Consider the following 24,609-nt stretch of genomic DNA (forward strand, 5'->3'; position numbering starts at 1 on the left):
GGCGCTGTCCCAATTATGTGTTGGAAGGCTAATCTGGAAGTAGGTCATCACCGCGAGGACCTTCATCATGGATACGCCAGCCTTCCAACACCTGTTGTCCCTCTTTCCATTACTTACTCTGCGTCAGCGCCGTGTCGCTCAGCATGAGCTCGCCGCTCCACACCCGATTACGTCCCTCCATGCCCAGTTACCCACATGCTGCGGCTGTCCCCACTGCCAGGCGGATGCCACCCAGCTGGCCCCCTGGGGCTGGAGCCGTGGGCTGCGTCGTTACCGTTGTAAGCAGTGTCGGCGAACCAGCTCCCTCCTCACCAAGACGCCTTTGGCCAGATTACGTAAGGCTGAGCATTGGGAGGACTACGCCCAGACTCTCATCGACGGGCTCACTGTCCGCCAGGCCGCCGTCCGCTGCGGTGTTTGCAAGAACACCGCCTTCTTGTGGCGTCACCGCTTCCTGAAGGCGATGGCAAACCACCAGGCAACACGGGAAGAAGGCATTGTGGAAGTGGATGAAACCTTCTTCCTCGAATCGTTCAAGGGGCAGCGAGGGTTGCCTCGTCCGGCAAGACATCGTGGCGGGAAAGGGCGTACCCGGGGGACCGGGCGGGATTACATCCCGGTGATGGTGGTGCAGGACAGGGCGGGCCATCAAGCCGACTTTCAGCTGGAAAGGCTGGATGCGCAGACGGTGAAAGCGGTGTTGCAGCCACTCATCGCGCCCGATGCAGTGCTCTGCAGTGATGGTGCAGGGGTGTATGCCAGTTTCAGCCAAGCGCGGGGCATAACACATCAGGTGGTGTACAACCGTCGAGGTGAGCGAGTCATTGGGGCATACCACATCCAGCATGTGAACGGATATCACCGGCGGTTGAAGGAGTGGATGGAACGATTCCATGGAGTCGCAACCCACTACCTGAGGAATTATCTGGGCTGGCGCAGGATGCTGGAACGTTACGGCAGGGAGGTAAATACCAAGATGTGTTTGCATGAGGCGCTAGGGCACCCGATGCAACACGTAATTGGGACATAGCCATAAAAAAACCCGGCTGATGCCGGGTTTATACTGTGTGCTCCGCTATCAGCAGCGTGAAGGAGCGGTTTCTGTGCCAGATCTTGCGTTTCATGTCGGCCAGCTTGAGCTTGCGTCTCGGGCTCCAGGCACATTTGGTTTTTCGGGCCAATATGGCTCTTCTGCGTGCTCGCATCCTGTTCTCCTCCCTGGTCTTGCGTGGGGCCGAAAGGGCCCTTGGCAGGAACTGCAACGCAATGAATACATTGCAATAAGTTCGCTCCAGCGCCCCTCGTATACCCAAGGATGGTAACAGAGAACAGGGCAGGAAAACACACCCCCGGCGAGGCTAGGGGGTGATGATCTGTTTGACCACTTCGGCGATGATGGCCGGACGCTGTGCTGGCACGTCCGGCTCGCTGCTGTCGTCCTCGTCCAGCTCCTCGCGACGATGGGCCTTCTGCTGTTCGTTGTCGAGCCAGAGCAGGCTCTGGTAGTACTGGCGCACGTTGTTGACATAGTTGCGCGCCTCGCCGCCACGGGCATAGCCATAGCGCACCTTGCGATGCCAGCGTGACTGCTGCAACAGGGGCAGCACCTCTTTCACGTCGCTCCAGGCGTCCGGGTTCTTGCCCAGCTCCTTGGTCAGGCGGCGGGCATCCATCATGTGGCCGTAGCCGATGTTGTAGGCGGTGAGGGCAAACCACACTTTCTCGTCCGCCGGGACCGAGTCGGGCACCTTCGCCATCATCTCCTGCAGGTAGCGGGCGCCCCCCTTGATGCTCTCTTCCGGGTGGGTGCGATCGTTTACCCCCATCGCCTTGGCGGTCGGGCCGGTGAGCATCATCATGCCACGCACCCCGGTGTAGGAGCGTGCCTGGGGATCCCAGTGGGATTCCTGATAGCTGATGGCGGCCAGCAGCCGCCAGTCGATATCCTTGGCGTGGGTCTGGAACAGCGCTTGGTACTTGGGCAGCAGGCTCTTGGCCCGTTGCAGGAAGGTACGGGTGTCGACGAAATCGAAGTTCTGCACGTGGCCGAAGTACTTCTCGTCGAGCTTGGCGATGGCGCCATCCATGAAGCGCTGACCGAAGAAGTCGATGATGCTGGCGTAGAGGCTGTCGTCGGGCAGCTTGGTCATGGCCCAGGCCACGGTCTGCTTGCTGGCGAGGGTCAAGCCTTCGGTGAGTTCGGGGTAGTAGCGCTGGGTACGGGCCAGTATGGTGTCCTGCACCACCGTGTAGTCCACCTTGCCGTCGGCCACCTGCTTGAGCAGCTCTTCCACGTCCGCATCCCGATTGGTGCTCCACTTCAGGTTGGGGTACTGCTTGGCCAGCTCCTTCATCAGGTCCTCGCCGGTGGAGCCCGCCGGCACCACTATGCTGCCCTTGATGTCACCGAGGTTCTTGGGCCTGGGGGAGCCGTTGCGATAGACCAGCTTGGGGGAGACCTGGTAGAAGCCTGGGCCGAAGCGGAACAGCTTGCGCCGCTCCGGGGTCACGACGATGGCGGCGGCGGCGAGATCCAGCTTGCCCTTTTGCAGTTGCTCGACCAGCTCGGCGGTGCTGTAGGCCGGTACTATGGTCAGCTTGACTCCCAGCCAGTCGGCGTAAAGCTGCGCCAGCTCGTAGTCGAACCCCAGTGCGGTGTCGTCACGCTGGTAATAGGAAGTGGGGCCATAGAGGGTGCCAACCCGGATCTCGCCTCGCTGGCGGATCTGCTCCAGTTGGCTGGAGGGGTGGTAGAAGTCGCAACCGGCCAGGGCCAGCGTCAACATCATCCCGATGAACAGTCGAAAAATGCAGCGCAAGTAGGTGAGTACCCTTGTTGAAAAAATCGGCATTTGTCAAAAAAGAGGCACCTTTATACCAGAGAGTATGAAGGGAGTCACACCGCGCGAGATGAGAAAAACGTTTGTTCAGGATGGGCCTGATCCCTATAATACGCGCGTCTCAAATCCCCCCACACTCTAAAACTTGGTGAGAAAGGTATATGGAAATCTTGCGTGGTGCCCCAGCACTGTCTGAGTTTCGTGTCCACAAGCTGCTGCAGAGCTGCGCACAGAGAGGAGTAGAGATAGCAAGCGTCTATGCGGAATACGTGCATTTTGCCGAGCTGACGAGCCCGCTGTCGCCCCCCGAGCGAGCGACCTTGGGCCAGCTTCTGCGCTACGGCCCGACCATCCCGGAACACACCCCCAGCGGTCAGCTGTTCCTCGTTACCCCCCGCCCCGGCACTATCTCCCCCTGGTCTTCCAAAGCAACCGACATCGCCCACAACTGCGGCCTGAAACAGGTCAAGCGGCTGGAGCGCGGCATTGCCTATTACGTGCAGGCCAAGGGTGAGCTGAGCGTGGCCCAGCGCAGCGAGATCGCGGCCCTGCTGCACGATCGCATGATGGAAGTGGTCTTTGCCGAGATGAACGAGGCCGCCGCCCTGTTTGCTCACCACGAGCCGCGCCCCTTTACCCAGGTAGATGTGCTGGGTGGTGGTCGCGCCGCCCTGGCAGAGGCCAACGTGACCCTGGGTCTGGCCCTGGCCGATGACGAAATAGATTACCTGGTGACCAACTTCACCCGGCTGGGTCGCAATCCCAACGACATCGAGCTCTACATGTTTGCCCAGGCGAACTCCGAGCATTGCCGTCACAAGATCTTCAACGCTGACTGGACCATCGACGGCGAGCAGCAGCCCAAGTCGCTGTTCAAGATGATCAAGAACACCTTCGAGCAGACGCCGGATCATGTCCTGTCTGCCTACAAAGACAACGCCGCGGTGATGGAAGGCAGCCAGGGTGGCCGCTTCTTCCCGAGCCCCGCCAACGGTGAGTACCAGTATCACCAGGAGCGCGTCGACATCCTGATGAAGGTGGAGACCCACAACCACCCGACCGCCATCTCTCCCTTCCCGGGTGCCGCCACCGGCTCCGGCGGCGAAATCCGCGACGAGGGTGCGACAGGCCGTGGCGCCAAACCCAAGGCGGGCCTGGTGGGCTTCTCCGTCTCCAACCTGCGCATCCCCGGTTTCGAGCAGCCCTGGGAGCAGGACTTCGGCAAGCCGAGCCGCATCGTCAGCGCCTTTGACATCATGCAGGAAGGGCCCCTTGGCGGCGCCGCCTTCAACAACGAATTCGGTCGCCCTGCCATCCTGGGTTACTTCCGTACCTTCGAAGAGCAGGTGCCGAGCCACAACGGCGTCGAGGTGCGCGGCTACCACAAGCCCATCATGCTGGCGGGTGGCATCGGCAACATCCGCAGCGAGCACGTCCAGAAAGGGGAGATCCCGGTGGGGGCGGCCCTCATCGTGCTGGGTGGTCCGGCCATGAACATCGGCCTGGGTGGCGGCGCAGCCTCCTCCATGGCGTCCGGTCAGTCTGCCGAAGATCTCGACTTCGCCTCCGTGCAGCGTGACAACCCCGAGATGGAGCGTCGCTGCCAGGAAGTGATCGACCGCTGCTGGCAACTGGGGGACGACAACCCCATCGTCTTCATCCACGACGTGGGCGCCGGTGGTCTCTCCAACGCCATGCCGGAGCTGGTGAGCGACGGGGATCGCGGTGGTCGCTTCGACTTGCGTGCCATTCCGAACGACGAACCGGGCATGAGCCCGCTGGAAGTCTGGTGCAACGAATCCCAGGAGCGCTATGTGCTGGCCGTGGCCCAGGACAAGCTGCCTCTGTTCAAGGCTTTGTGCGAGCGCGAACGCGCCCCCTATGCCGTCATCGGCACCGCCACCGAAGAGAAGCATCTCACTCTCTCTGATGATCACTTTGACAACCAGCCCATCGATCTGCCGCTGGACGTGCTGCTTGGCAAGGCGCCCAAGATGCACCGCGACGTGCAGAGCCTGCCCGCCCAGGGCAAGGCGCTGCAACTGGACGGCATCACCCTCAGCGACGCCGCCGAGCGCGTGCTGCGCCTGCCGACCGTGGCGGAGAAGTCCTTCCTCATCACCATCGGCGATCGCACCGTAACGGGCCTCGTCAACCGCGACCAGATGGTCGGCCCCTGGCAGATCCCGGTGGCTGACTGCGCCGTTACCGCCGCGACCTACGACAGCTACCACGGTGAAGCCATGTCCATGGGCGAGCGCACCCCGGTGGCGCTGCTCTCTCATGCCGCCTCCGCCCGCATGGCGGTGGCCGAGGCCTTGACCAACCTGGCACCGGCCAATATCGGCTCCCTCAAGCGGGTCAAGCTCTCCGCCAACTGGATGTCCGCAGCCGGCCACCCGGGTGAAGATGCGGGTCTCTACGAAGCCGTGAAAGCGGTGGGCGAAGAGCTCTGCCCGGCCCTTGGCATCACCATCCCGGTGGGCAAGGACTCCATGTCCATGAAGACCCGCTGGCAGCAGGACGGGGAAGAGCGCAGCGTCACCTCGCCGCTCTCCCTGCTCATCTCCGCCTTTGCCCGGGTCGAGGACGTGCGCAATACCGTGACCCCGCAACTGCGCACCGATCTCGGTGAGACCGACCTTATCCTCATCGACCTTGGCAACGGCAAGCAGCGCCTCGGCGCCTCGGCCCTGGCCCAGGTTTACCGCCAGCTTGGGCAAAGTGCCCCGGATCTGGACAACCCGGTCCAGCTCAAGGGCTTCTTCAACGCCATCCAGGCGCTGGTGGCGGATCGCAAGCTGATTGCCTACCACGACCGCTCCGACGGCGGCCTTTTCGTCACCCTGACCGAGATGGCGTTTGCCGGTCACTGCGGCCTCGATATCCAGCTCGATCGCGTGGGTGGCGACCTGCTGCCGGCCCTGTTCAACGAGGAGCTGGGGGCCGTCATCCAGGTTCGTCGCGAAGACAAGGAAGCGGTGCTGACCCTGCTGGCCGGTCACGGTCTGGCAGCCTGCTCCCATGTGCTGGGCACGGTGCGCGAAGACGACCTCATCCTGTTCCAGCGTGCCGGCAGCGAGGTGTATCGCGCCAGCCGCACCGCCCTTCGCACCATCTGGGGCGAGACCAGCTGGCAGATGCAGCGCCTGCGTGACAACCCGGAGTGCGCGGATCAGGAGCATGCCGCCCGCCAGGACGCCACCGATCCGGGTTTGCAGGCCAGGCTCACCTACAACCCGTCCGACGACGTGGCCGCGCCCTATATCGCTCGCGGGGTTTCTCCCCGTCTGGCGGTGCTGCGCGAGCAGGGGGTCAACTCCCACGTGGAGATGGCGGCCGCCTTTGACCGCGCCGGCTTTACCGCTGTCGACGTGCACATGAGCGACATCCTCGAGGGGCGCATCAAGCTGGAAGATTTCCAGACCCTGGTGGCCTGTGGCGGCTTCTCCTACGGCGACGTGCTGGGGGCGGGGGAAGGCTGGGCCAAGTCCATCCTGTTCAACGACAACGCCCGTGAGCAGTTCCAGCGCTTCTTCGAGCGCGGCGATACCCTCTCTTTGGGGGTGTGCAACGGTTGCCAGATGATGTCCAACCTGCGCGACCTCATCCCGGGGGCCGATCTCTGGCCGCGCTTCGTGCGCAACCGCTCCGAGCGCTTCGAGGCGCGCTTCAGCCTGGTGGAAGTGCAGGACTCCCCGTCTGCCTTCTTCGCCGGGATGGCTGGCTCTGTGATGCCGATTGCCGTCTCCCACGGGGAAGGGCGCGTGGAAGTGCGCGATGCCGCTCACCTGGCTGCGCTGCAACAGAGCGGTCTGGTGGGGCTGCGTTTCGTGGACAACCGCGGCAACGTCACCGTGCAATACCCGGCCAACCCCAACGGCTCCCCTGACGGTATCACCGCGGTGACCAGTGCGGACGGCCGCGCCACCATCATGATGCCGCACCCGGAGCGGGTGTTCCGCACCGTGGCCAACTCCTGGCACCCGGACAACTGGGGAGAGGATGGCGCCTGGATGCGCATGTTCCGCAATGCTCGGGTTCGCCTGGGTTAAGCGCCAGCAAGAAACCAAAAACCGGCCCCAGTGGCCGGTTTTTTTATGGGCATGGGTCTGAGAATGGGGAGGGCAGGAGGAGGCGAGCACGATGGGGGCAAGGCCATCTTCAGCTCGCTGCTCGGCGAGCTGCTTGCTGGAGGATATGGCATGGATTGAGAGGACCGATCTGGTATCGCCTGCCAGACGGGCAAGCCGGACCGGGCCTTGGCGGACATAAAAAACCGGCCACGGAGGCCGGTTTCGCTGTGTGAACTGTGAACCTGAGGCTAGCGCAGCACCACGTGCTGGAAGCCCTGTACCAGACTGATGACGGGCTGGGGGTAGATGCCGAGCAATACCACCAGAATGGCTGAGAGCAGCACCACCAGGCCCCCGGAGGAGAAGGCCCAGTCGGCCCTGGCATCGCGCAGTTGCATGCCGGGTTCACGCAGGTAGAGGGTGACCATGACCCGCAGGTAGTAGTAGAGCCCCAGGGCACTGCCGAGCACGATGGCGCCACTGAGCCACCACAGCTTGGCATCGACGGTGACGCCGATGAGGTAGAACTTGCCGATGAAGCCCAGCGTCATGGGGATACCCGCGAGGGAGAGCATCATCACCGTCATCACCGCCGTCAGATAGGGGCGCTTCCAGAACAGACCGCGATAGCTGTGCAGGGAGTCCGCATCCTTGCCGCGATAGGGGCTGGACATCATGCTGATGACGCCGAAGGCCCCCAGGCTGGTGAACAGGTACATCAGCAGGTAGACACCCGCCGCTTCCACCGGCATCTCGCCGAGGCGGCTTGCCACCACCACCGCCAGCAGATAGCCGAAGTGGGAGATGGAGGAGTAACCCATCATCCGCTTGATGTTGGTCTGGATCAGCGCCAGGAGGTTGCCGACCACGATGGAGACGACCGCCATGGCCGCCAGCAGCCAGTGGATCATGGGATCCGAGGTGGCGGGTACTGCCAGGTAGAAGCGCAGCAGCACGCAGAACACGGCTATCTTGCTGACGGTGGCGAGGAAGGTGGCCACCGGTGCCGGCGCCCCTTCATAGACGTCCGGGGTCCAGAGGTGGAAGGGGGCGAGGGACAGCTTGAACGCAAAGCCGACCAGCATCAGGCCAAAGCCCCCCATCAGCAGCGGATGGTGAGCCGGGCTCTGGGCCAGGGTCACACCGAGATCGCTGAAGCTCAGGCTTCCGGCCTGGGCGTAGAGCAGTGCCATGCCGAACAGCAGGAAGGCGGTGGCACTGGCGGAGAGCACCATGTACTTGATGCTGGCTTCCAGCGAGCGCCGCTCGCGATAGGCATACCCCACCAGACCGAACATGGGCAGGGTCAGCATCTCGATCCCGATGAAGAGAGAGGCGAGGTGACGGGAGGCCGCCAGCACCAGACCACCGGCGGTGGCGATGAGCAGCAGCAGGTAGAACTCTTCCCGGTTGTCCGGATAGCCCTTGAGCCAGGTGCGACCGAAGGTGCAGGTGGCCAGGGCCCCGATGAGCACCAGCCCCATGTAGAAGACCGCGTAAGCGTCCACTTGCAGCAGGGGAGTGACCCCCTGATCCCCTTGGGCCATCACGATGGGCAGGGAGAAGAGCGCGAGGTTGAGGCCGATGATGGTGACCACGAAGGCGGTGTCGTCACAGCGCTTCCAGGCGATGGCCAGCATCAGGGCCACCATGGCCCCCGTGGTCAGCAACAGGGGCAGCAGGGCCAGCAGTTGAGAAACAGTAAACGTCATGACAGTGCTCCCGACATGGACAAGGAAGGCGAAAGAGAAAGCATCATTGCAGCGCCCCCGTGCCCGGCAGCGCGTACCAGTGCAGCACGCTCAGGAGGCTGCTGCTGGCGGTGTCGAGCACCGGCTGGGGATAAAGACCGAGCAGCACCAAGAGGCCGGCGATGGTCAGCATCATGGTCAGTTCCCGGGTATCCAGCCCCTTGAGCATGCTCTCCTCCCGGGGCGTCCCGAAGCAGGCCCGCTGCAGCATGATGAGGGAGTAGACCGAGGCCAGCACCAGCCCGAAGGTGGCGATGACGGTGATAACGGGGGCCACCTGGAAGCTGCCGATGAGGATCAGGAACTCGCCGACGAAGTTGCCGGTCCCCGGCATCCCGAGGGATGCGACGGAGAAGAACAGCATCACGCCGGGCAGGTAGCGCAACCGTCCCCAGAGACCGCCCATCTGGCGCAGATCCCGGGTGTGCAGGCGCTCGTAGAGCTGGCCGCACAGGATGAAGAGGCCGGCGGCCGAGAGCCCGTGGGCAATCATCTGTACCACTGCCCCTTGCAGGGCGAGCTCGCTGCCGGAGTAAATGGCGATCATCACGAAGCCCATGTGGGAGATGCTGGTGTAGGCAACCAGCCGCTTGATATCGGTCTGGGCAAAGGCCAGCAGGGCGCCATAGACGATGCCGATGAGGCCGAGCACCATGGCGTAGGGGGCAAACTCGGCGGACGCCTCGGGGAAAAGCGGCAGAGTGAAGCGCAGCAGGCCGTAGGCCGCGGTTTTCAGCAAGATGCCCGCCAAGTCCACGGAGCCTGCGGTGGGCGCCTGGCTGTGGGCATCAGGGAGCCAGCCATGGAGCGGCACCAGGGGCATCTTGACCGCGAAGGCGATGAAGAAGCCCAGCATCAGCAGCCACTGTACCGTGCTGCTCATGGGGGTGTTGAGCAGCTCCTGATAGTTGAAGGTGAAGACACCGGTGGCGGCGTGGTGGGTCAGTACCAGGCCCAGGATGGCCACCAGCATGATGAGGCCGCTCGCCTGGGTGTAGATGAAGAACTTGGTGGCGGCGTTGATGCGCGACTTGCCATCGGTGACCGAGTGGCCCCAGAGCGCAATCAGGAAGTACATCGGCACCAGCATCATCTCCCAGAAGAAGAAGAAGAGGAACAGATCCACCGCCATGAAGACGCCGAGCACGCCCCCCAGGATCCACAGCAGGTTGAGGTGGAAGAAGCCGATGCGCTGGACGATCTCCTTCCAGGAACAGAGGATGGCCAGCACGCCGATGAAGCTGGTGAGGATCACCATCAGGAGCGACAGCCCGTCCACGGCGAGGTGCAGGGAGATGCCGAAGCGGGGGATCCAGGGTTGTTGCCACTCGGCTGCCCAGACGGGGAGGCCGGGGTTGGCGAGGGTGAAGTCACCACCGAGCCAGATGGCGCTGGAGAGCACCAGACAGGCGCTCATGGAGGCGAGGGCCACCCAGCGGACAAACTGTCCGCCGAGCCGCTCCATCTGCCAGCAGAGCAAGCCGCCGATGAAGGGAATTAGCAAGATCCAGAGTAAGGTCACGATATCAGCTCTCATCTAGGTTCTAGTCGGGCAGGCGCTGAGCCTGCCACACAATATTGGGCTCATGGATCAGCCGAGCAGCAGCAGGGCCAGGATCAGGGCGGCGCCCATCCCCATGGAGGCTGCGTACCAGCGCAACTTGCCGGAGACGGTCCAGGCCAGCAGCTGATGCCCCCCCTGGGCCAGCACGGCGGGCAGGTTCATCATCCTGTCCAGCGGATCCTTGCCGAGCAGGCGAGTCGCCAGCAGGTAGGGCTTGACCCAAATCAGGTCATAAAGCCAGTCAAAGCCCCAGGCATTGAACCAGAGGGTGGACAGAGCCCGCCCCAGTGCACTCTCGGCGATCCCCTTCGCCAGGCGACGTTCGCCGAGGAAGAGGAAGGCGGCCAGCGCAATGCCTGCCACGGCGATGACGCCGGAGAGGATCTCGAGGCCATGGCGTCCCTCTTCGATGTGATCTCCCGGGCCGGCCGGCAGCACTCCTGCCAGCGGTGGCACGATGAGGGCGCCGACTCCGGTGGAGAGCACCAGCAGCACCAGCAGTGGCAAATGGTGGGCAAGGCCCTGTCCGGCGTGAGCCTGGGTCTGCTCCTTGCCGTGGAAGGCGATGAAGATGAGGCGGAAGGTGTAGAGGGTGGTGAGGAAGGCACCACCCAGACCGGCCCACAGCAGGGCGCTCTGGCCACTGGCCTGCACCTGCCAGAGGATGGCGTCTTTACTGTAGAAACCGGCGGTCACCAGTGGCAGCGCGGCCAGGGCCGAGCCCCCCACCAGGAAGCAGGCGTAGACCAGCGGCAGCGATTTGCGCAGGTCTCCCATCTTGAAGATGTTCTGCTCGTGGTGGGTCGCGATTATGACGGCCCCGGCGGAGAGGAACAAGAGCGCCTTGAAGAAGGCGTGGGTCATCAGGTGGAAGATGGCCCCTTCCCAGGCACCGACCCCCAGGGCCAGGAACATGTAGCCTATCTGGCTCATGGTGGAGTAAGCCAGGATCCGCTTGATGTCGGTCTGCACCAGGGCGGCAAAACCGGCCAGCACCAGGGTGATGGCACCGACCAGCGCCACCAGATGGAGGATCTCCGGGGCCAGCAGGAAGAGGCCGTGGGTGCGGGCGATGAGGTAGACACCGGCGGTCACCATGGTGGCGGCGTGGATCAGTGCCGAGACCGGGGTCGGGCCCGCCATGGCGTCCGCCAGCCAGGTCTGCAGGGGCAGCTGGGCGGATTTGCCGACCGCGCCGCCGAGCAGCATCAGGCAGGCGAACGACAGGGCAGGGGAGCCGTCGGCAAACATCGCAGGGGATCGCACCAGCAGCTCGTGAATGTTGAGGGTGCCGAGCTCGCGGTAGAGCACGAAGAGCCCGATGGCGAGGAAGACGTCGCCGACCCGGGTCACCACGAACGCCTTGAGGGCGGCGGCGCCGTTGTTGCGATCCTTGTAGTAGAAGCCGATCAGCAGGTAGCTGCACAGCCCCACCCCTTCCCAGCCCAGGTAGACGAACAGCAGGTCATCGGCCAGCACCAGGAACAGCATGCTGGCGATGAAGAGGTTGGTGTAGGTGAAGAAGCGCGAATACCCCTCTTCCCCGCGCATGTACCAGGAGGCGAACAGGTGGATGAAGAAGCCCACCCCGGTCACGACCCCCAGCATGGTCAGCGACAGCCCGTCCAGGGAGAGACGGAAGGCGGGCTGGAACTCGCCCACCGTCATCCACTGCCACAGGGTCTGGGTATAGACGCCGCCTTCCGGCATGGTATTGAGAAAATCGATGCCGACCCACAGGGTAGTGAGGGCCGAGAGACCGATGCTGCCGACACCGATGAGCGCCGAGGTGCGCTCGCCGAGGCGGCCGAGGGAGAAGGCCAGCAGCAGCCATCCCAGCAGCGGGAACAGGAAAGTCAGATATAGGAGGCTCATCCGCGCATCTCGCTCACAGTGTCCACGTTCAGGGTGTGGTAACGACGATAGAGCAGCAGTAACAGGGCGAGGCCGATACTGGCCTCCGCTGCCGCCAGAGAAATCACCAGTATGTACATGATCTGGCCGTCGGCCTGGGCCCAGCGGCTACCCGCCACCACGAACGCCAGGGCGGACGCGTTCATCATGATTTCGATACTCATGAGGATAAACAACAGGTTGCGGCGTATCAGCAGGCCGCACAGGCCGATGGCAAACAAAATGGCCGCCAGCAGGAGGCCGTGCTCCATGGGAATTCCACTCATCGCCATGCTCCTTGTGCTTGCTGGATGGAAAGGGGGCGGGCTGCCGGCAGCGAGCCATGCCTCACCACGGGGATGTCGCTCATTGCTGACCTCCTTCCTGTGTGGTACGAGGTACGGAGAGCACTTCCCCGCTCTTGTCCTCGCGGCCCAGGTGATAGGCGGTGACCAGACCCGCCAGCAGCAGGATGGAGGCGAGCTCCACCGCCAGCACATAGGGGCCGAACAGGGCGATACCGACTTCCTTGGCGCTGACCTCGGTCAGACCCAGTTCACCGCCGGTCACGCCGAGAATGCCGTGGGCCAGAAAGCCCAGCAAAATGAGGGAGAGCAGGGCCGGGCCACCCCAGGTCATGGGGGTGAGCCACTTCTTCTCCTGATCCTGGGCGCTCCCCAGGTTCAGCATCATCACCACGAACACGAACAGCACCATGATGGCGCCGGCGTAGACGATCACCTGCAGGGCCCCCGCAAAGGCGGCGCCCAGGCAGAAGAAGATCATGGCCACGGCGATGAGGGAGATGATGAGATTGAGCAGCGCATGCATGGGGTTGCTGGTGCTGATCACCCGCAGCGTGCTGTAAACGGCGACCAGGGCCGCGGCATAGAATGCCAGTTCCATGATTGACTCCTAGGGCAGCAGGCTCTTGACATCGATGGGCTTGGCTTCGTTCTCGGCATCCCCTTTGGGTTTGCCGTCGATGGCCATCCCGCTCATGCGGTAGAAGTTGTAGTCCGGGTATTTGCCGGGGCCGCTTATCAGCAGATCTTCCTTCTCGTACACCAGATCCTGGCGACGATACTCCCCCATCTCGAAATCCGGCGTCAGCTGGATGGCGGTGGTGGGGCAGGCCTCCTCGCACAGGCCGCAGAAGATGCAGCGGGAGAAGTTGATGCGAAAGAACTCCGGGTACCAGCGGCCATCTTCCCGCTCCGACTTCTGCAAGGAGATGCAACCGACCGGGCAGGCGACCGCACACAGGTTGCACGCCACACAGCGCTCGTCGCCATCGGGATCCCGGGTCAGTACGATGCGACCGCGAAAACGGGGGGCGGCGTAGACCGGCTGCTCCGGGTAGCTCAGGGTTTCACGGGGGCGCCAGGCATGGGAGAAGACCATCCCAAGGCTGCGCAACTGGGTGCCAACACCCTTGATAATGCTCGTAATTTTCATAGGTGCCTCACTGCACATTTATCAGCACTGGCGCCTGGGCGTTTCCTTGCCGCAGACGGCCGAATCATCGTCATGTCCATCTCGTTTTGCTCACGCATTCATCAGCACCACGGCAGCGGTGACCAGCATGTTGAGCAGGGTCAGGGGCAGGCACACTTTCCAGCCAAAGGACATCACCTGGTCGAAGCGCGGGCGGGGCAGGGAGGCCCGCAGCAGGATGAAGAACACCATGAAACAGGCGGTCTTCAGGGCGAACCAGATGAAGGGCGGCAGCCAGGGGCCGTGCCAGCCACCGAAGAAGAGGGTCACGATGAGGGAAGAGATCAGCACGATGCCGATGTACTCCCCCACGAAGAAGAGACCCCACTTCATACCCGCGTACTCGATGTGATAGCCGTCGGCGAGCTCCTGCTCGGCCTCCGGCTGGTCAAACGGGTGGCGGTGGGTGACGGCGACCCCGGCAAACAGGAAGGTGACGAAGCCCAGGATCTGGGGGATCACGTTCCACATGCCGGCCTGGGCCTCGACGATGTCACGCAGGTTGAAGCTGCCAGTCTGGATGACGATGCCCATGAGCGAGAGGCCAAGGAACACCTCGTAGGAGAGGGTCTGGGCCGAGGCGCGCAGGCTGCCGAGCAGGGAGTACTTGTTGTTGCTCGACCAGCCTGCGAAGAGCACGGCATAGACCGCCAGCCCGGCGATGGCCAGGATATAGAGCAGCCCCACGTTGAGATCCGCCACGCCCCAGGTGGGGGTGATGGGCACCACCGCAAACGCCAGGATGAAGGCGGTGAAGGCGATGATGGGGGCCAGCACGAAGATCCGGCGATCCGCAAAGGGCGGGATCCAGTCCTCCTTGAAGAACATCTTGACCATGTCGGCCGCCAGTTGCAGCAGGCCGAAGGGGCCAACCCGGTTGGGGCCGTAACGGTCCTGCCACAGTGCCAGCAGGCGGCGCTCGATGAAGCTCATGAAGGCGCCAGCCCCCACGATCCCCACGAGTACGACCAGGGCCTTGCCGACCTCGATCAGCAGATCCATCAGAGAGTCGCTCATGCGATGACCTCCTGCAGGTTATCGATCAGGGCGTGGTGCAGGGCGGTTGGCAGGCCGTTCACCCCGAGTGGCAACCCTGCTAGGCCCGGAGCCAGCGCATCGCTCAGGCGCAGACGCAGGCGCCAGTGGTTGCCACCCCAGGAGAAGGCCACCAGTGCGTCAGGGGACAGTGCCAGGCGCGCGGCATCCGCCGGGTTCAGTACCAGGGTGGGTTCCCCCATGCGAGCCTGGATGACCGGGCTTCTGGCGGAGAGCTCCTCGCCACCGAACAGCTGGTCATAGCTCACCACCTGCAGGGATGCGGCGGGCAGGAAGGGGGCCGGGATGGCGCCAAACCAGCCCAGGTTGCCTTCGCCCGGCTCCAGCAGGCGGCGACCGGGATCCCCGGCACGCAGGTTGCCGCCCACCTCGTCCTGGAACTTGTTCCAGGCGGAGGGGGAGTTCCAGCCCGGTGCCCAGGCAAACGGTACCTGGGAGAGGGGCTGGCGGGCACCGGCGTAGCCTTCCATGGAGAAGGCGAACGGCGAATCGGGATCCTGGGCGACTCTGGGCTCGCTCACGTTCTGGTTCGCCAGCATGGAGGTGCGACCACTGTAGCGGTGCGGCTCCCGGGCGAGCTTCATGCCGCGAATGCGCAGGCCGGCGTTGGGTGCAGCTTCACCCATGGTGGTGAGCAGCGGGGCGCTGGCGGCGCAATCGCGACTCACATCGTCGAAGGTGTTCCAGCGAACCGAACGCGGTTGCTGGCTCCCTTGCAAGGCATCCAGCCAGCGCCAGCTCTCGCGCACCTGGATATCGGCGTTGTAGAAGGCGGGAGCATAGACCTGGAAGAAGCGCTGGGCACGGCCTTCCATGTTGACCAGGGTGCCATCGCCTTCTGCAAAACTGGCGGCAGGCAGCACCAGATCCGCCTTCTTCGCGGTGGCCGTCTCCTGATGGTCGATGACCAGCAGGTGTTGCAGGCGATCCAGGGCGGCGTCCACCCGGCTGCGGGGGGCTCGGCGGTAGAGGTCGTTCTCAAGAACGACCAGGGCAAGCCTCTCTTCCCCTTCCATGCGTTCGAGGGCTGCCTCCAGCGGGGCGGCATGCCGGGCCAGCATGGCCAGCCCCAGGCTGTTGGCTTCCTGAGCCACGAGGGCAAGCTCCGCGGCCTGGCCACGGCCCTTGAGGGCGCGGGCGATGTTGCTGGCCGCATCGATCAGAGCCTCGTTGCGGGCACCATTGCCTGCGATGATGAGGGGCTTTTTGGCGTTGCCAAGCAGGTCGGCCCATTGGGCGGCGAGGGCCTGCTGTTCGGGGGAGAGATCCGTTGGCGCCGGTGCACTGGCGTCCAGCAGGTGGGCGATGGCAAACCCGAGGCGCGCCTGATCCGCGTGGGGGGCATGCAGGGTATCGGCGGCCACGTCGTCGAGACGGGTCTGATCCAGGCTGGTGATGAGCAGCGGGTAGCGTTCATTCTGAGCGAGCGTCTGCACCGCGGCGACCTGCCACAAGTCCACCTTCAGCTTGCGGGCAATTTCGCGCCCCTTGCCTTTCACTGCCTGGCGCAGGGCCAGGGCGATGCGGGCGGCGGTCTGGGTGACATCTTCCCCGAGCACCAGCACGGCGTCGGCTTCTTCCATGTCGCGCAGGCTGGGAGTGCGCACGCCGCCGTGCTCCAGAATGTCCAGCATCTTCTGCAGGCATTTCCATTCGCTCTGCTCGACCCCGGAGTAGAAGTTGGCGGCCCCCACCAGTTCGCGCAGGGCGAAGTTGCTCTCCAAGGAGGCGCGGGGTGAGCCGATGCCGATGACGCCGCTGGCGGTGCGCAGCGCATCCGCGGCCCGGTTCAGGGCGCCATCCACCGTGATGGCCAGCTTGTCACTGCCATCCTGCAGCAGGGGCTGGCGCGGGCGGTCGGTCAGATTGACGTGGCCGTAGCCGAAGCGGCCGCGATCGCAGAGGAAATAGTGGTTCAGGGCACCGTGGAAACGGTTCTCGATGCGGCGCAGCTCGCCGTAGCGCTCACCCGGGCTGATGTTGCAGCCGACCGAGCACCCCTGGCAGATGCTGGGGGCGAACTGCATGTCCCACTTGCGGTTGTAACGCTCGGAGTGGGTCTTGTCGGTGAAGACGCCGGTGGGACAGACCTCCACCAGGTTGCCGGAGAATTCGCTCTCCAGAGTGCCATCTTCGACCCGGCCGAAGTAGACGTTGTCATGGGCGCCATAGACCCCGAGATCCTCGCCACCTGCGTAATCCTTGTAATAACGCACGCAGCGGTAGCAGGCGATGCAGCGGTTCATCTCGTGGTTGATGAAGGGGCCCAGATCCTGATTCTGGTGGGTGCGCTTGGTGAAACGGTAGCGGCGGCTGTTGTGGCCCGTCATCACCGTCATGTCCTGCAGGTGGCAGGCGCCACCCTCTTCGCACACCGGGCAGTCGTGGGGGTGGTTGGTCATCTGCCACTCCACCACTGTCTTGCGAAACTCCTTCGCCTCTTGATCCTCGATGGAGATATAGGTGCCATCGGTGGAAGGGGTCATGCAGGACATGACCAGGCGGCCGCGCTTGTCGTCGGCATTCTGATACTGTTTGACCGCGCACTGGCGGCAGGCACCGACGCTACCGAGCGCCGGGTGCCAGCAAAAATAGGGGACGTCCAGACCCAGCGACAGACAGGCTTGCAGCAGGTTGTCTGCCCCGTCTACCTCGTACTCTTTACCGTCTACATGAATGGTTGCCATACAACTTCCCTGAAACCTGTTTTATGAAATCGGCTATTGCCCGATGCGTCCTGGCGCTTACCAGCGCTCGCCCAGCAGGTTGGGCTGGATACCCTTGAACAGCTTGTGATTGTCATGGGGGGCCTTGACCCCGGCCTCGAACTCGGACCGGAAATACTTCATCGCACTGCCAAGGGGCTCGACGGCGCCGGGGGCATGGGCACAGAAGGTCTTGCCCGGGCCCAGGAAACTGACGAGCTGTTCCAGGGTCGCGAGATCCTCGGGTTGGCCCTCGCCCCGCTCCAGCGCCCGCAGGATCTTGACGCTCCAGGGCAGGCCGTCGCGGCAGGGGGTGCACCAGCCGCAGGATTCGCGGGCAAAGAACTCCTCCATGTTGCGCAGCAGGGAAACCATGTTGATGCTGTCATCCACCGCCATGGCAAGGCCCGTACCCATGCGGGTGCCCACCTTGCCGATGCCGCCAGCGTACATCTGGGCATCCAGGTGCTCGGGCAGCAGGAAGCCGGTGCCGGCACCGCCTGGTTGCCAGGTTTTCAGGCGATAGCCGGGCTTCATGCCGCCTGCGCACTCCTCGAACAGCTCGCGGGCGGTGATGCCAAAGGGCAGCTCCCACAGGCCGGGATTGTTGACCTTGCCGGAAAAGCCCATCAGCTTGGTGCCGTGATCTTCCGAACCCGGCAGTGCCAGCCCCTGATACCAGGCCACACCGTTGCCGATGATGGCGGGGACGTTGCACAGGGTTTCGACGTTGTTGACGCAGGTCGGCTTGCCCCAGACGCCGGAGACGGCGGGGAAGGGGGGTTTGGCCCGCGGGTTGGCGCGCCGTCCTTCCAGGGAGTTGATGAGGGCCGTCTCTTCGCCGCAGATGTAGCGACCTGCGCCGGTGTGGACGAACAGCTCGAAGTCAAAGCCCGAGCCCAGGATGTTCTTGCCAAGGAACCCCGCGGCCTTGGCCTCTTCCACGGCGCGGCGCAGGTGGATGGCGGCATCCACGTACTCGCCGCGCAGGAAGATGTAGCCGCGATAGGCCTTGAGAGCCCGGGCACTGATGATCATCCCCTCGATCAGCAGGTGGGGCAGCTGCTCCATCAGCATGCGGTCTTTGTAGGTATTGGGTTCCATCTCGTCGGCGTTGCAGAGCAGGTAACGGATGTTCATGCTCTCGTCTTTGGGCATCAGGCCCCACTTCACGCCGGTGGAGAAACCGGCGCCGCCGCGTCCCTTGAGGCCGGCATCCTTGACGGTGCTGACGATGTCATCCGGGCTCATCTGGCCAAGGGCCTTGCGGGCGGCCTCATAGCCCTGTTTTGCCTGATACTCCTCGAGCCAGACCGGCTGGCCGTCGTCCCGCAGGCGCCAGGTGAGAGGGTGGGTCTCGGCGGTGCGGGGGATGCGGTTGGCGGTGCCGAGGGAGGCAAGCGTCTTGCCTGGCTGAATGCTCATGGGTAAGCCTCCAGGGTTTTCAGCAGGCTGACGGCATCGAGTCCGCCATAGGTATCGTCATCGATCATGATGGCCGGCCCCTTGTCGCAGTTGCCGAGGCAGCAGACGGGCAACAGGGTGAAGCGGCCATCCGGGGAGGTCTGACCGGGGGCCAGATTGACGACCTCTTTCAGACCGGCAAGCAACTGCTCGTGGCCGTTGATGTAGCAGACCATGCTGTCGCAGACGCGGATGATGTGACGACCCACCGGCTGGCGGAAGATCTGGCTGTAGAAGGTGGCGACCCCTTCCACGTCGCTGGCGGGGATGCCGAGCTCGGCGCCGATGGCGTGAATGGCGCCGTCAGGTACCCAGCCACGGGCCTGTTGCACTATCTTGAGCGCTTCGATGCTGGCGGCACGGGGATCTTCGTAGTGGTGTTTCTCGTGTTCGATGGCATCGCGCTCAGCCTGGCTCAGGACGAAATCTCCCTGCTGGCTGCTGCATGCCCCTTGCCCTTGTGGGGTCTGGTTATTGTGACACTGACATTGGCTCATGACTTGACCTTTTGTGGCTTGTCCCTTTACTGCGCGTCTTGCCCTTCGCCCCGGCTGCCGGGGCGAGAGGACTCAACGATCCACATCTGACATAACGAAATCGATACTGCCCAGGTAGACGATAAGATCCGACACCATCTGGCCGCGGATCACCGAGGGGATCTGCTGCAGGTGAGCAAAGCTCGGGGTGCGGATCCGGGTCCGGTAGCTCATGGTGGATCCGTCGCTGGTCAGGTAATAGCTATTGACCCCCTTGGTCGCCTCTATCATCTGGAAGGACTCGGCGGCCGGCATGACAGGCCCCCAGGAGACTTGCAGGAAGTGGGTGATCAGGGTTTCGATGTCCTGCAGGGTGCGCTCTTTGGGCGGTGGCGTGGTGAGCGGGTGATCCGCCTTGAAGGGGCCCTCAGGCATGTTTTTCATGCACTGCTCGATAATGGACAGGCTCTGGCGGATCTCCTCGATGCGCACGGTGGCGCGGTCGTAGGCGTCCCCGTTGCTGCCCACCGGCACCTCGAACTCGAACTGATCGTAACCGGAATAGGGGCGCCATTTGCGCACGTCAAAGTTGAGCCCCGTGGCCCGCAGACCGCCCCCCGTGGTGCCCCAGGCCAGGGCCTGGGCCGTGTTGTAGGCGGCGACACCGATGGTGCGGCCCCGCAGTATGCTGTTGCGCATGGCCGCCTTTTCATACTCCATCAACCGCTTGGGCAGCCAGCTCAACAGGTTGTCCTGGATGAGGCGGGCCCAGCCGGCAGGCAGATCGTGGGCCACGCCGCCGATACGGAACCAGGCCGGGTGCATGCGGGCTCCGGTGATGGCCTCGATGATGGTGTAGATCTTCTGGCGGTCCGTGAAGGTGAAGAAGACCGGGGTCATGGCCCCCACGTCCTGAATGTAGGTGCCAAGGAACAGCAGGTGGCTCTGGATGCGGAACAGCTCCGCCATCATCACCCGGATCATGTCGACCCGCGCCGGCACTTTGATGCCGGCCAGCTTCTCGACCGCCAGCACATAGGGCAGGTTGTTCATCACGCCGCCCAGGTATTCGACCCGGTCGGTGTAGGGGATGTAGCTGTGCCAGGACTGGCGCTCGCCCATCTTCTCGGCGCCGCGGTGGTGATAGCCGATGTCGGGCACGCAGTCGCGGATCTCTTCCCCGTCGAGTTGCAGCACCAGGCGGAAGGCGCCGTGGGCGGAGGGGTGGTTCGGCCCGAGGTTCAGGAACATGTAGTCCTCGTTCTCGTTGCCGCGGGCCATGCCCCACTCTTCCGGCTTGAACAGCAGGTTGTCCTGCTCCTGATCCTGCTTGACCGCATCGAGCATGAAGGGATCAAACTCGGTGGCGCGCGCCGGGTAGTCCTTGCGCAGGGGGTGCCCTTGCCAGCTCTTGGGCATCATGATGCGGGTCAGATGGGGGTGGCCATCGAAGGTGATCCCCATCAGATCCCACACTTCCCGCTCGTACCAGTTGGCGTTGGGGAAGTGGCGGCTGACGGTGGGCAGATGGAGATCGCTCTCCTTGAGCGCCACTTTCAGCATCACGTCGGCGTTACGGTCGATGGAGATGAGGTGATAGAAGACGGTAAAGTCGCTCTCCGGCAGGCCGTGGCGATGGCTGCGCATCCGTTCGTCGGTGGCGCTGAGATCGAACAGCATCACGAAGGGGGAGGGCAGCTTTTGCAAGAAGCCCATCACGTCCAGCAGCAGATCCCGGGAGAGCCAGATGACCGGCACGCCGGTACGGGTGCTCTGCACGGTGAAGCGCTCGGCACCGAAGTGGGCGAACAGCTCGCCGACCACCTGGGCATCGGAGTGATCGGCGGTTTGCCACTGGGCCATGGTGTAATTGCTTGGGAATTCTCGAGTCAGTTTCATGATCAGATCTCATCCGGCGTGCGCAGGTTGGTCACGTTGATCCGCTCGCCGCGCTTGCGTTCCTTCTCGGATTGCATCTGGGGACGGTAGATCCCCTGATCCCCCACCACCCAGGAGAGGGGGCGGCGTTCCTTGCCGATGGACTCCTGCAGCAGCATCAGGGCTTGCAGGAAGGCCTCGGGGCGGGGCGGGCAGCCCGGAATGTAGACATCGACCGGCAGGAACTTGTCCACCCCCTGTACCACGGAGTAGATGTCATACATGCCGCCGGAGTTGGCACAGGCCCCCATGGAGATGACCCACTTGGGCTCGAGCAACTGCTCATAGAGCCGCTGGATGACAGGGGCCATCTTGATGAAGGGGGTGCCAGCAATCACCATGAAGTCGGCCTGACGGGGGGAGGCTCGTATGACCTCAGCGCCGAAGCGAGCCACGTCGTGGGGAGAGGTGAAGGCGGTACACATCTCCACGTAGCAGCAGGAGATGCCGAAGTTGTAGGGCCAGAGGGAGTTCTTGCGGCCCCAGTTGACGGTGTCTTGCAGCACCTCTTCGAGGCGCCCGATCATGATGCCGCGGGTCGCTTGCTGCGCCAGTGGATCATCGACGGTCTGGCGCTGTTCCTGGGGGTAGCGCTCAACGGGCGCATCCGGGTCAATCCGGGTCAGGGTGTACTTCATGGTGCAACCTCAAAGAGATAATCGGTAGTTCAGTCTGGTTTCTTGTCAGTCAGGACACGCTTTTTCGGGGCCCAGTCGAGGGCACCAATGCGCCACAGGTAGAGGAGGCCTACCAGCAGCAGGGTGATGAAGATGGTGGCTTCGATGAAGCCGACCCAGCCGCTCTCCCGAACGGAGACGGACCAGGCAAAGAGATAGAGGGCTTCGACATCGAAGATGACGAAGAACATGGCGACCAGGTAGAACTTGGCGGAGAAGCGCAGGCGGGCGTTGCCGACGGAATCCACCCCGGATTCGAAGGGTTTGTTCTTGGCACGGCCATAGGCGCGTCCCCCCAGCAAGGCCGCCAGGCCTATCATGGTCAAGCAGATACAGATGGCGCCAATGACATAGGCAGCAAAAGCCCAGTGCTGGACGGCAATATCAGCAAACATATAGGTTTTTCCCTAACCAAATTAATCATGTGACTTAACAATGATGTTACGTAGTATGCCACTTTCGTACTGATTTACATGTCATTTCAAAGGATTAATTATTAATCAACGGGATGAAAATTGTGTTTTGCTAGCGGGGTCAACTTTCTCGTTTGAGAATTGTTTTCAATCGTTTTTATGTAGCAGAAAAAAACCGGATAGTTTGAAAATCCGGGGGATGGCAGGAAACAAAAGACCCCGCATGGCGGGGTCTGTTTCAGGGTTGGAGAACGGGGAGGCTCTGCTCTGCCGCCTTGCCCTGGGAGAGCACGATCTCCACCCGGCGGTTGGCCTGGCGGTGAGCCGGGGTATCGTTTGGATAACGGGGTTGGGTATCCGCCACCCCCTGGGCGATCAGCCGTCGTGAATCCAGCTTGGGGTTGGTCAGCAGGGTGTGGGTGATGGTGGCCGCCCGCAGCACCGACAGCTCCCAGTTGTTGCGATAGAGCTCCACCGGCGCCTGGGAGTTGTCGGTGTGACCGGTGACCACCACCATGCCGGGGATGTCCGCCAGCACGTCCGAGACCTTGTTGACCAGCGGAATGAACTGGGGCTGCAAGAAGGCGGAGTCGGCCGGAAACAAGGTCTTTTCGCCGATGCGGATGACCAGTTGGCTGCCAAGCTGCTCCACCTCGATCTCTTTGGACTCGATTTGGCTCTTGAGCTGCTGATCCAGCTTCTGCTTGGTGACTGTGACCCAATCCTGCTCCTTGGTCTTGTGGGGCCAGGACTCCGTGGCCGTAGGTTTCTCCGAGGAGCCGATGGTCTCGTTGAAAGGGTCGGCCGCCGCTGCGGGCGTCTGGGTATCCAGCACCTGCTCTTTCTGGGAGGTATTGGGGGTGGTCTTGGACTCGGGTTCCAGTATGCCTGTGCCCCCCTGCATCACGGGGGAGCCGGCGGGAAGGGAGACCAGCCCTATCTTGCCAAGAGATTCGATAAAGCCCTGAATGAGCACGCGAGTCTCCGACTGCTTGGCCATGGCGAAGGAGTAGAGCACCACGAACAGGGCGAACAGCAGTGTCATGAAGTCGGCGTAGGAGACCAGCCAGCGTTCGTGGTTCTCCGGCGCCTCAGCCTTTTTCTTTTTCGCCACCGTGGCCTCCGAGGTAAGGCTCAAGGGTCACTTGCAGCCGTTGCTGTGACTCGCCGTCCACGATACAGAGGATGCCGGTGAGGGTCATCTCTTTGTAGTGGCGGATCTGGTGGGCAAACGACTTGTAGCGGTTGCCGAAGGGAAGGAAGATGAGGTTGGCGGCCGACACCCCGTAGATGGTGGCGATAAATGCCACCGCGATGGCGCCCCCCAGCTTGTCGGGGGCATCCAGCAGGCCCATGGCGTGAATGAGGCCAAATACGGCCCCGACGATCCCCATGGTCGGGCAGTAGCCCCCCATGGCCTCGTAGAATTTGACGGTCTGTTCGATATCTTCCTGCTCGAACTCGATCTCGTTTTCCAGTACCTCGTGGATTTTGGTCTTCTCGTAGCCATCGACCATCATCTGTACCCCTTTTTGCAGGAAGGGATCCTTGATGTCGTCGATCATGCCCTCCAGTGCCAGCATGCCGCTGCGCCGTGCATTGCCCGCCAGGGTTTCAAGCAGTTGGGCCTGCTCCAGCATGTCGAGGCGCAGGGGAGTAATGAGCCACTTGAAGCGTTTGAGGGTTTTACCAACCACGGAGAAGGGAAACTGGGTCAGTGCGGCACCGACGGTACCGCCGATCACGATGAGAAAGGCGGGCAGATCGAGCAGGGCGCTGGGGTGCCCCCCTTCTATCATGTTGCCACCCAGAATGGCTGCCAGGGCCAGCAGCAAGCCAATAAGACTCATTTGTCCATATCCCTATGCGATGTGTGAGGCTAGTGTAGCCATTTAACTATCAGTTTTTCAAAACGATATCCAATCGGTGAGCAATATCCGAGAGGTTGCGCAGACCCGGTAGTGTCCGGTGGCATCGGCCTGTGCCGCTTGGTCAGCAGAGCAGGTTGACGGTGCCGACCTGGCAGGACGAGGCGGTTATCCAGGTGATATCACAATATACTGTGCTATCTGTGAGAGTATGTTGGTTATTTATATCGCCACTTTCTCTTATATTGGCGTAATGCGCTGCCAACGAGAGAGGGCTGGCTGCCCTCGGGGCATATCCCCTGTCGGCAGAGAGCAGAGAGGCGGAAGGGATGGGATTGGCTGGGCGGCACTCGGCCAGGTATCGCGGCAAGCCGTTTTTTCTGGCCCCGCC

At 62.9% G+C, this 24,609-nt stretch carries 18 protein-coding genes; 2 read left to right on the forward strand and 16 right to left on the reverse strand.

What is annotated here, in order from left to right; all coding sequences use genetic code 11:
• Positions 1 to 67 precede the first annotated feature (67 nt).
• Positions 68 to 1,030 (forward strand): IS1595 family transposase, encoded by a 963-nt coding sequence (locus AB5Y50_RS04105; protein ID WP_319882837.1) that lies wholly within the window; start codon positions 68 to 70, stop codon positions 1,028 to 1,030.
• A 328-nt stretch (positions 1,031 to 1,358) separates the two neighbouring features.
• On the opposite strand, the gene mltF is transcribed toward AB5Y50_RS04105, so the two are convergent.
• Positions 1,359 to 2,852, reverse strand: coding sequence for a membrane-bound lytic murein transglycosylase MltF (mltF, locus tag AB5Y50_RS04110; protein ID WP_029314683.1), 1,494 nt, complete (start codon positions 2,850 to 2,852; stop codon positions 1,359 to 1,361).
• Between the two features lie 149 nt (positions 2,853 to 3,001).
• Between mltF and purL the strand changes: the two genes are divergently transcribed.
• On the forward strand, positions 3,002 to 6,895 hold the full coding sequence (purL, locus tag AB5Y50_RS04115; protein WP_010675040.1) for a phosphoribosylformylglycinamidine synthase: 3,894 nt from the start codon (positions 3,002 to 3,004) through the stop codon (positions 6,893 to 6,895).
• Between the two features lie 269 nt (positions 6,896 to 7,164).
• Here the strand turns inward: purL and nuoN are convergent, their stop codons facing one another.
• From nuoN to AB5Y50_RS04190, 15 genes are all read right to left on the reverse strand, one after another.
• Entirely contained in the window at positions 7,165 to 8,628 is a 1,464-nt protein-coding gene (nuoN, locus tag AB5Y50_RS04120; RefSeq protein ID WP_010675039.1) for an NADH-quinone oxidoreductase subunit NuoN, read from the reverse strand.
• 43 nt (positions 8,629 to 8,671) lie between these two features.
• The gene (nuoM, locus tag AB5Y50_RS04125) at positions 8,672 to 10,189 is read right to left on the reverse strand and encodes an NADH-quinone oxidoreductase subunit M (RefSeq protein ID WP_010675038.1); all 1,518 of its coding nucleotides are present in this window, start codon (positions 10,187 to 10,189) and stop codon (positions 8,672 to 8,674) included.
• A 69-nt stretch (positions 10,190 to 10,258) separates the two neighbouring features.
• On the reverse strand, positions 10,259 to 12,106 hold the full coding sequence (nuoL, locus tag AB5Y50_RS04130) for an NADH-quinone oxidoreductase subunit L (protein ID WP_010675037.1): 1,848 nt from the start codon (positions 12,104 to 12,106) through the stop codon (positions 10,259 to 10,261).
• Positions 12,103 to 12,411 (reverse strand): NADH-quinone oxidoreductase subunit NuoK, encoded by a 309-nt coding sequence (nuoK, locus tag AB5Y50_RS04135; protein ID WP_010675036.1) that lies wholly within the window; start codon positions 12,409 to 12,411, stop codon positions 12,103 to 12,105. The genes nuoL and nuoK overlap by 4 nt, the downstream gene beginning before the upstream one ends.
• A gap of 79 nt (positions 12,412 to 12,490) precedes the next feature.
• Entirely contained in the window at positions 12,491 to 13,030 is a 540-nt protein-coding gene (gene nuoJ / locus AB5Y50_RS04140) for an NADH-quinone oxidoreductase subunit J (RefSeq protein WP_010675035.1), read from the reverse strand.
• 9 nt (positions 13,031 to 13,039) lie between these two features.
• Entirely contained in the window at positions 13,040 to 13,582 is a 543-nt protein-coding gene (gene nuoI, locus AB5Y50_RS04145; protein ID WP_010675034.1) for an NADH-quinone oxidoreductase subunit NuoI, read from the reverse strand.
• A gap of 90 nt (positions 13,583 to 13,672) precedes the next feature.
• Complete coding sequence (nuoH, locus tag AB5Y50_RS04150; RefSeq protein WP_010675033.1) at positions 13,673 to 14,638, reverse strand: NADH-quinone oxidoreductase subunit NuoH; 966 nt, start codon at positions 14,636 to 14,638, stop codon at positions 13,673 to 13,675.
• Complete coding sequence (gene nuoG, locus AB5Y50_RS04155; protein ID WP_010675032.1) at positions 14,635 to 17,364, reverse strand: NADH-quinone oxidoreductase subunit NuoG; 2,730 nt, start codon at positions 17,362 to 17,364, stop codon at positions 14,635 to 14,637. The genes nuoH and nuoG overlap by 4 nt, the downstream gene beginning before the upstream one ends.
• Before the next feature lie 57 nt (positions 17,365 to 17,421).
• The gene (gene nuoF / locus AB5Y50_RS04160) at positions 17,422 to 18,807 is read right to left on the reverse strand and encodes an NADH-quinone oxidoreductase subunit NuoF (protein WP_010675031.1); all 1,386 of its coding nucleotides are present in this window, start codon (positions 18,805 to 18,807) and stop codon (positions 17,422 to 17,424) included.
• The gene (gene nuoE, locus AB5Y50_RS04165; protein ID WP_010675030.1) at positions 18,804 to 19,343 is read right to left on the reverse strand and encodes an NADH-quinone oxidoreductase subunit NuoE; all 540 of its coding nucleotides are present in this window, start codon (positions 19,341 to 19,343) and stop codon (positions 18,804 to 18,806) included. The genes nuoF and nuoE overlap by 4 nt, the downstream gene beginning before the upstream one ends.
• A 72-nt stretch (positions 19,344 to 19,415) precedes the next feature.
• Positions 19,416 to 21,185: an NADH-quinone oxidoreductase subunit C/D gene (gene nuoC, locus AB5Y50_RS04170; RefSeq protein ID WP_010675029.1), complete on the reverse strand. Its 1,770-nt coding sequence runs from the start codon at positions 21,183 to 21,185 to the stop codon at positions 19,416 to 19,418.
• 38 nt (positions 21,186 to 21,223) lie between these two features.
• Positions 21,224 to 21,898 (reverse strand): NADH-quinone oxidoreductase subunit B family protein, encoded by a 675-nt coding sequence (locus AB5Y50_RS04175; protein ID WP_010675028.1) that lies wholly within the window; start codon positions 21,896 to 21,898, stop codon positions 21,224 to 21,226.
• 29 nt (positions 21,899 to 21,927) lie between these two features.
• Positions 21,928 to 22,332 carry an NADH-quinone oxidoreductase subunit A gene (locus AB5Y50_RS04180; protein ID WP_010675027.1) on the reverse strand — a complete coding sequence of 135 codons (405 nt, stop codon included), beginning with the start codon at positions 22,330 to 22,332 and terminating at the stop codon, positions 21,928 to 21,930.
• A 256-nt stretch (positions 22,333 to 22,588) separates the two neighbouring features.
• Complete coding sequence (locus AB5Y50_RS04185; protein ID WP_010675026.1) at positions 22,589 to 23,464, reverse strand: flagellar motor protein MotB; 876 nt, start codon at positions 23,462 to 23,464, stop codon at positions 22,589 to 22,591.
• Entirely contained in the window at positions 23,442 to 24,200 is a 759-nt protein-coding gene (locus AB5Y50_RS04190; protein ID WP_029314677.1) for a flagellar motor protein, read from the reverse strand. Before AB5Y50_RS04190 ends, AB5Y50_RS04185 begins: the two co-directional genes overlap by 23 nt.
• Positions 24,201 to 24,609: the final 409 nt, after the last annotated feature.

This window comes from Aeromonas sp. s6 (assembly GCF_040907815.1).
Lineage (GTDB): Bacteria > Pseudomonadota > Gammaproteobacteria > Enterobacterales > Aeromonadaceae > Aeromonas > Aeromonas caviae.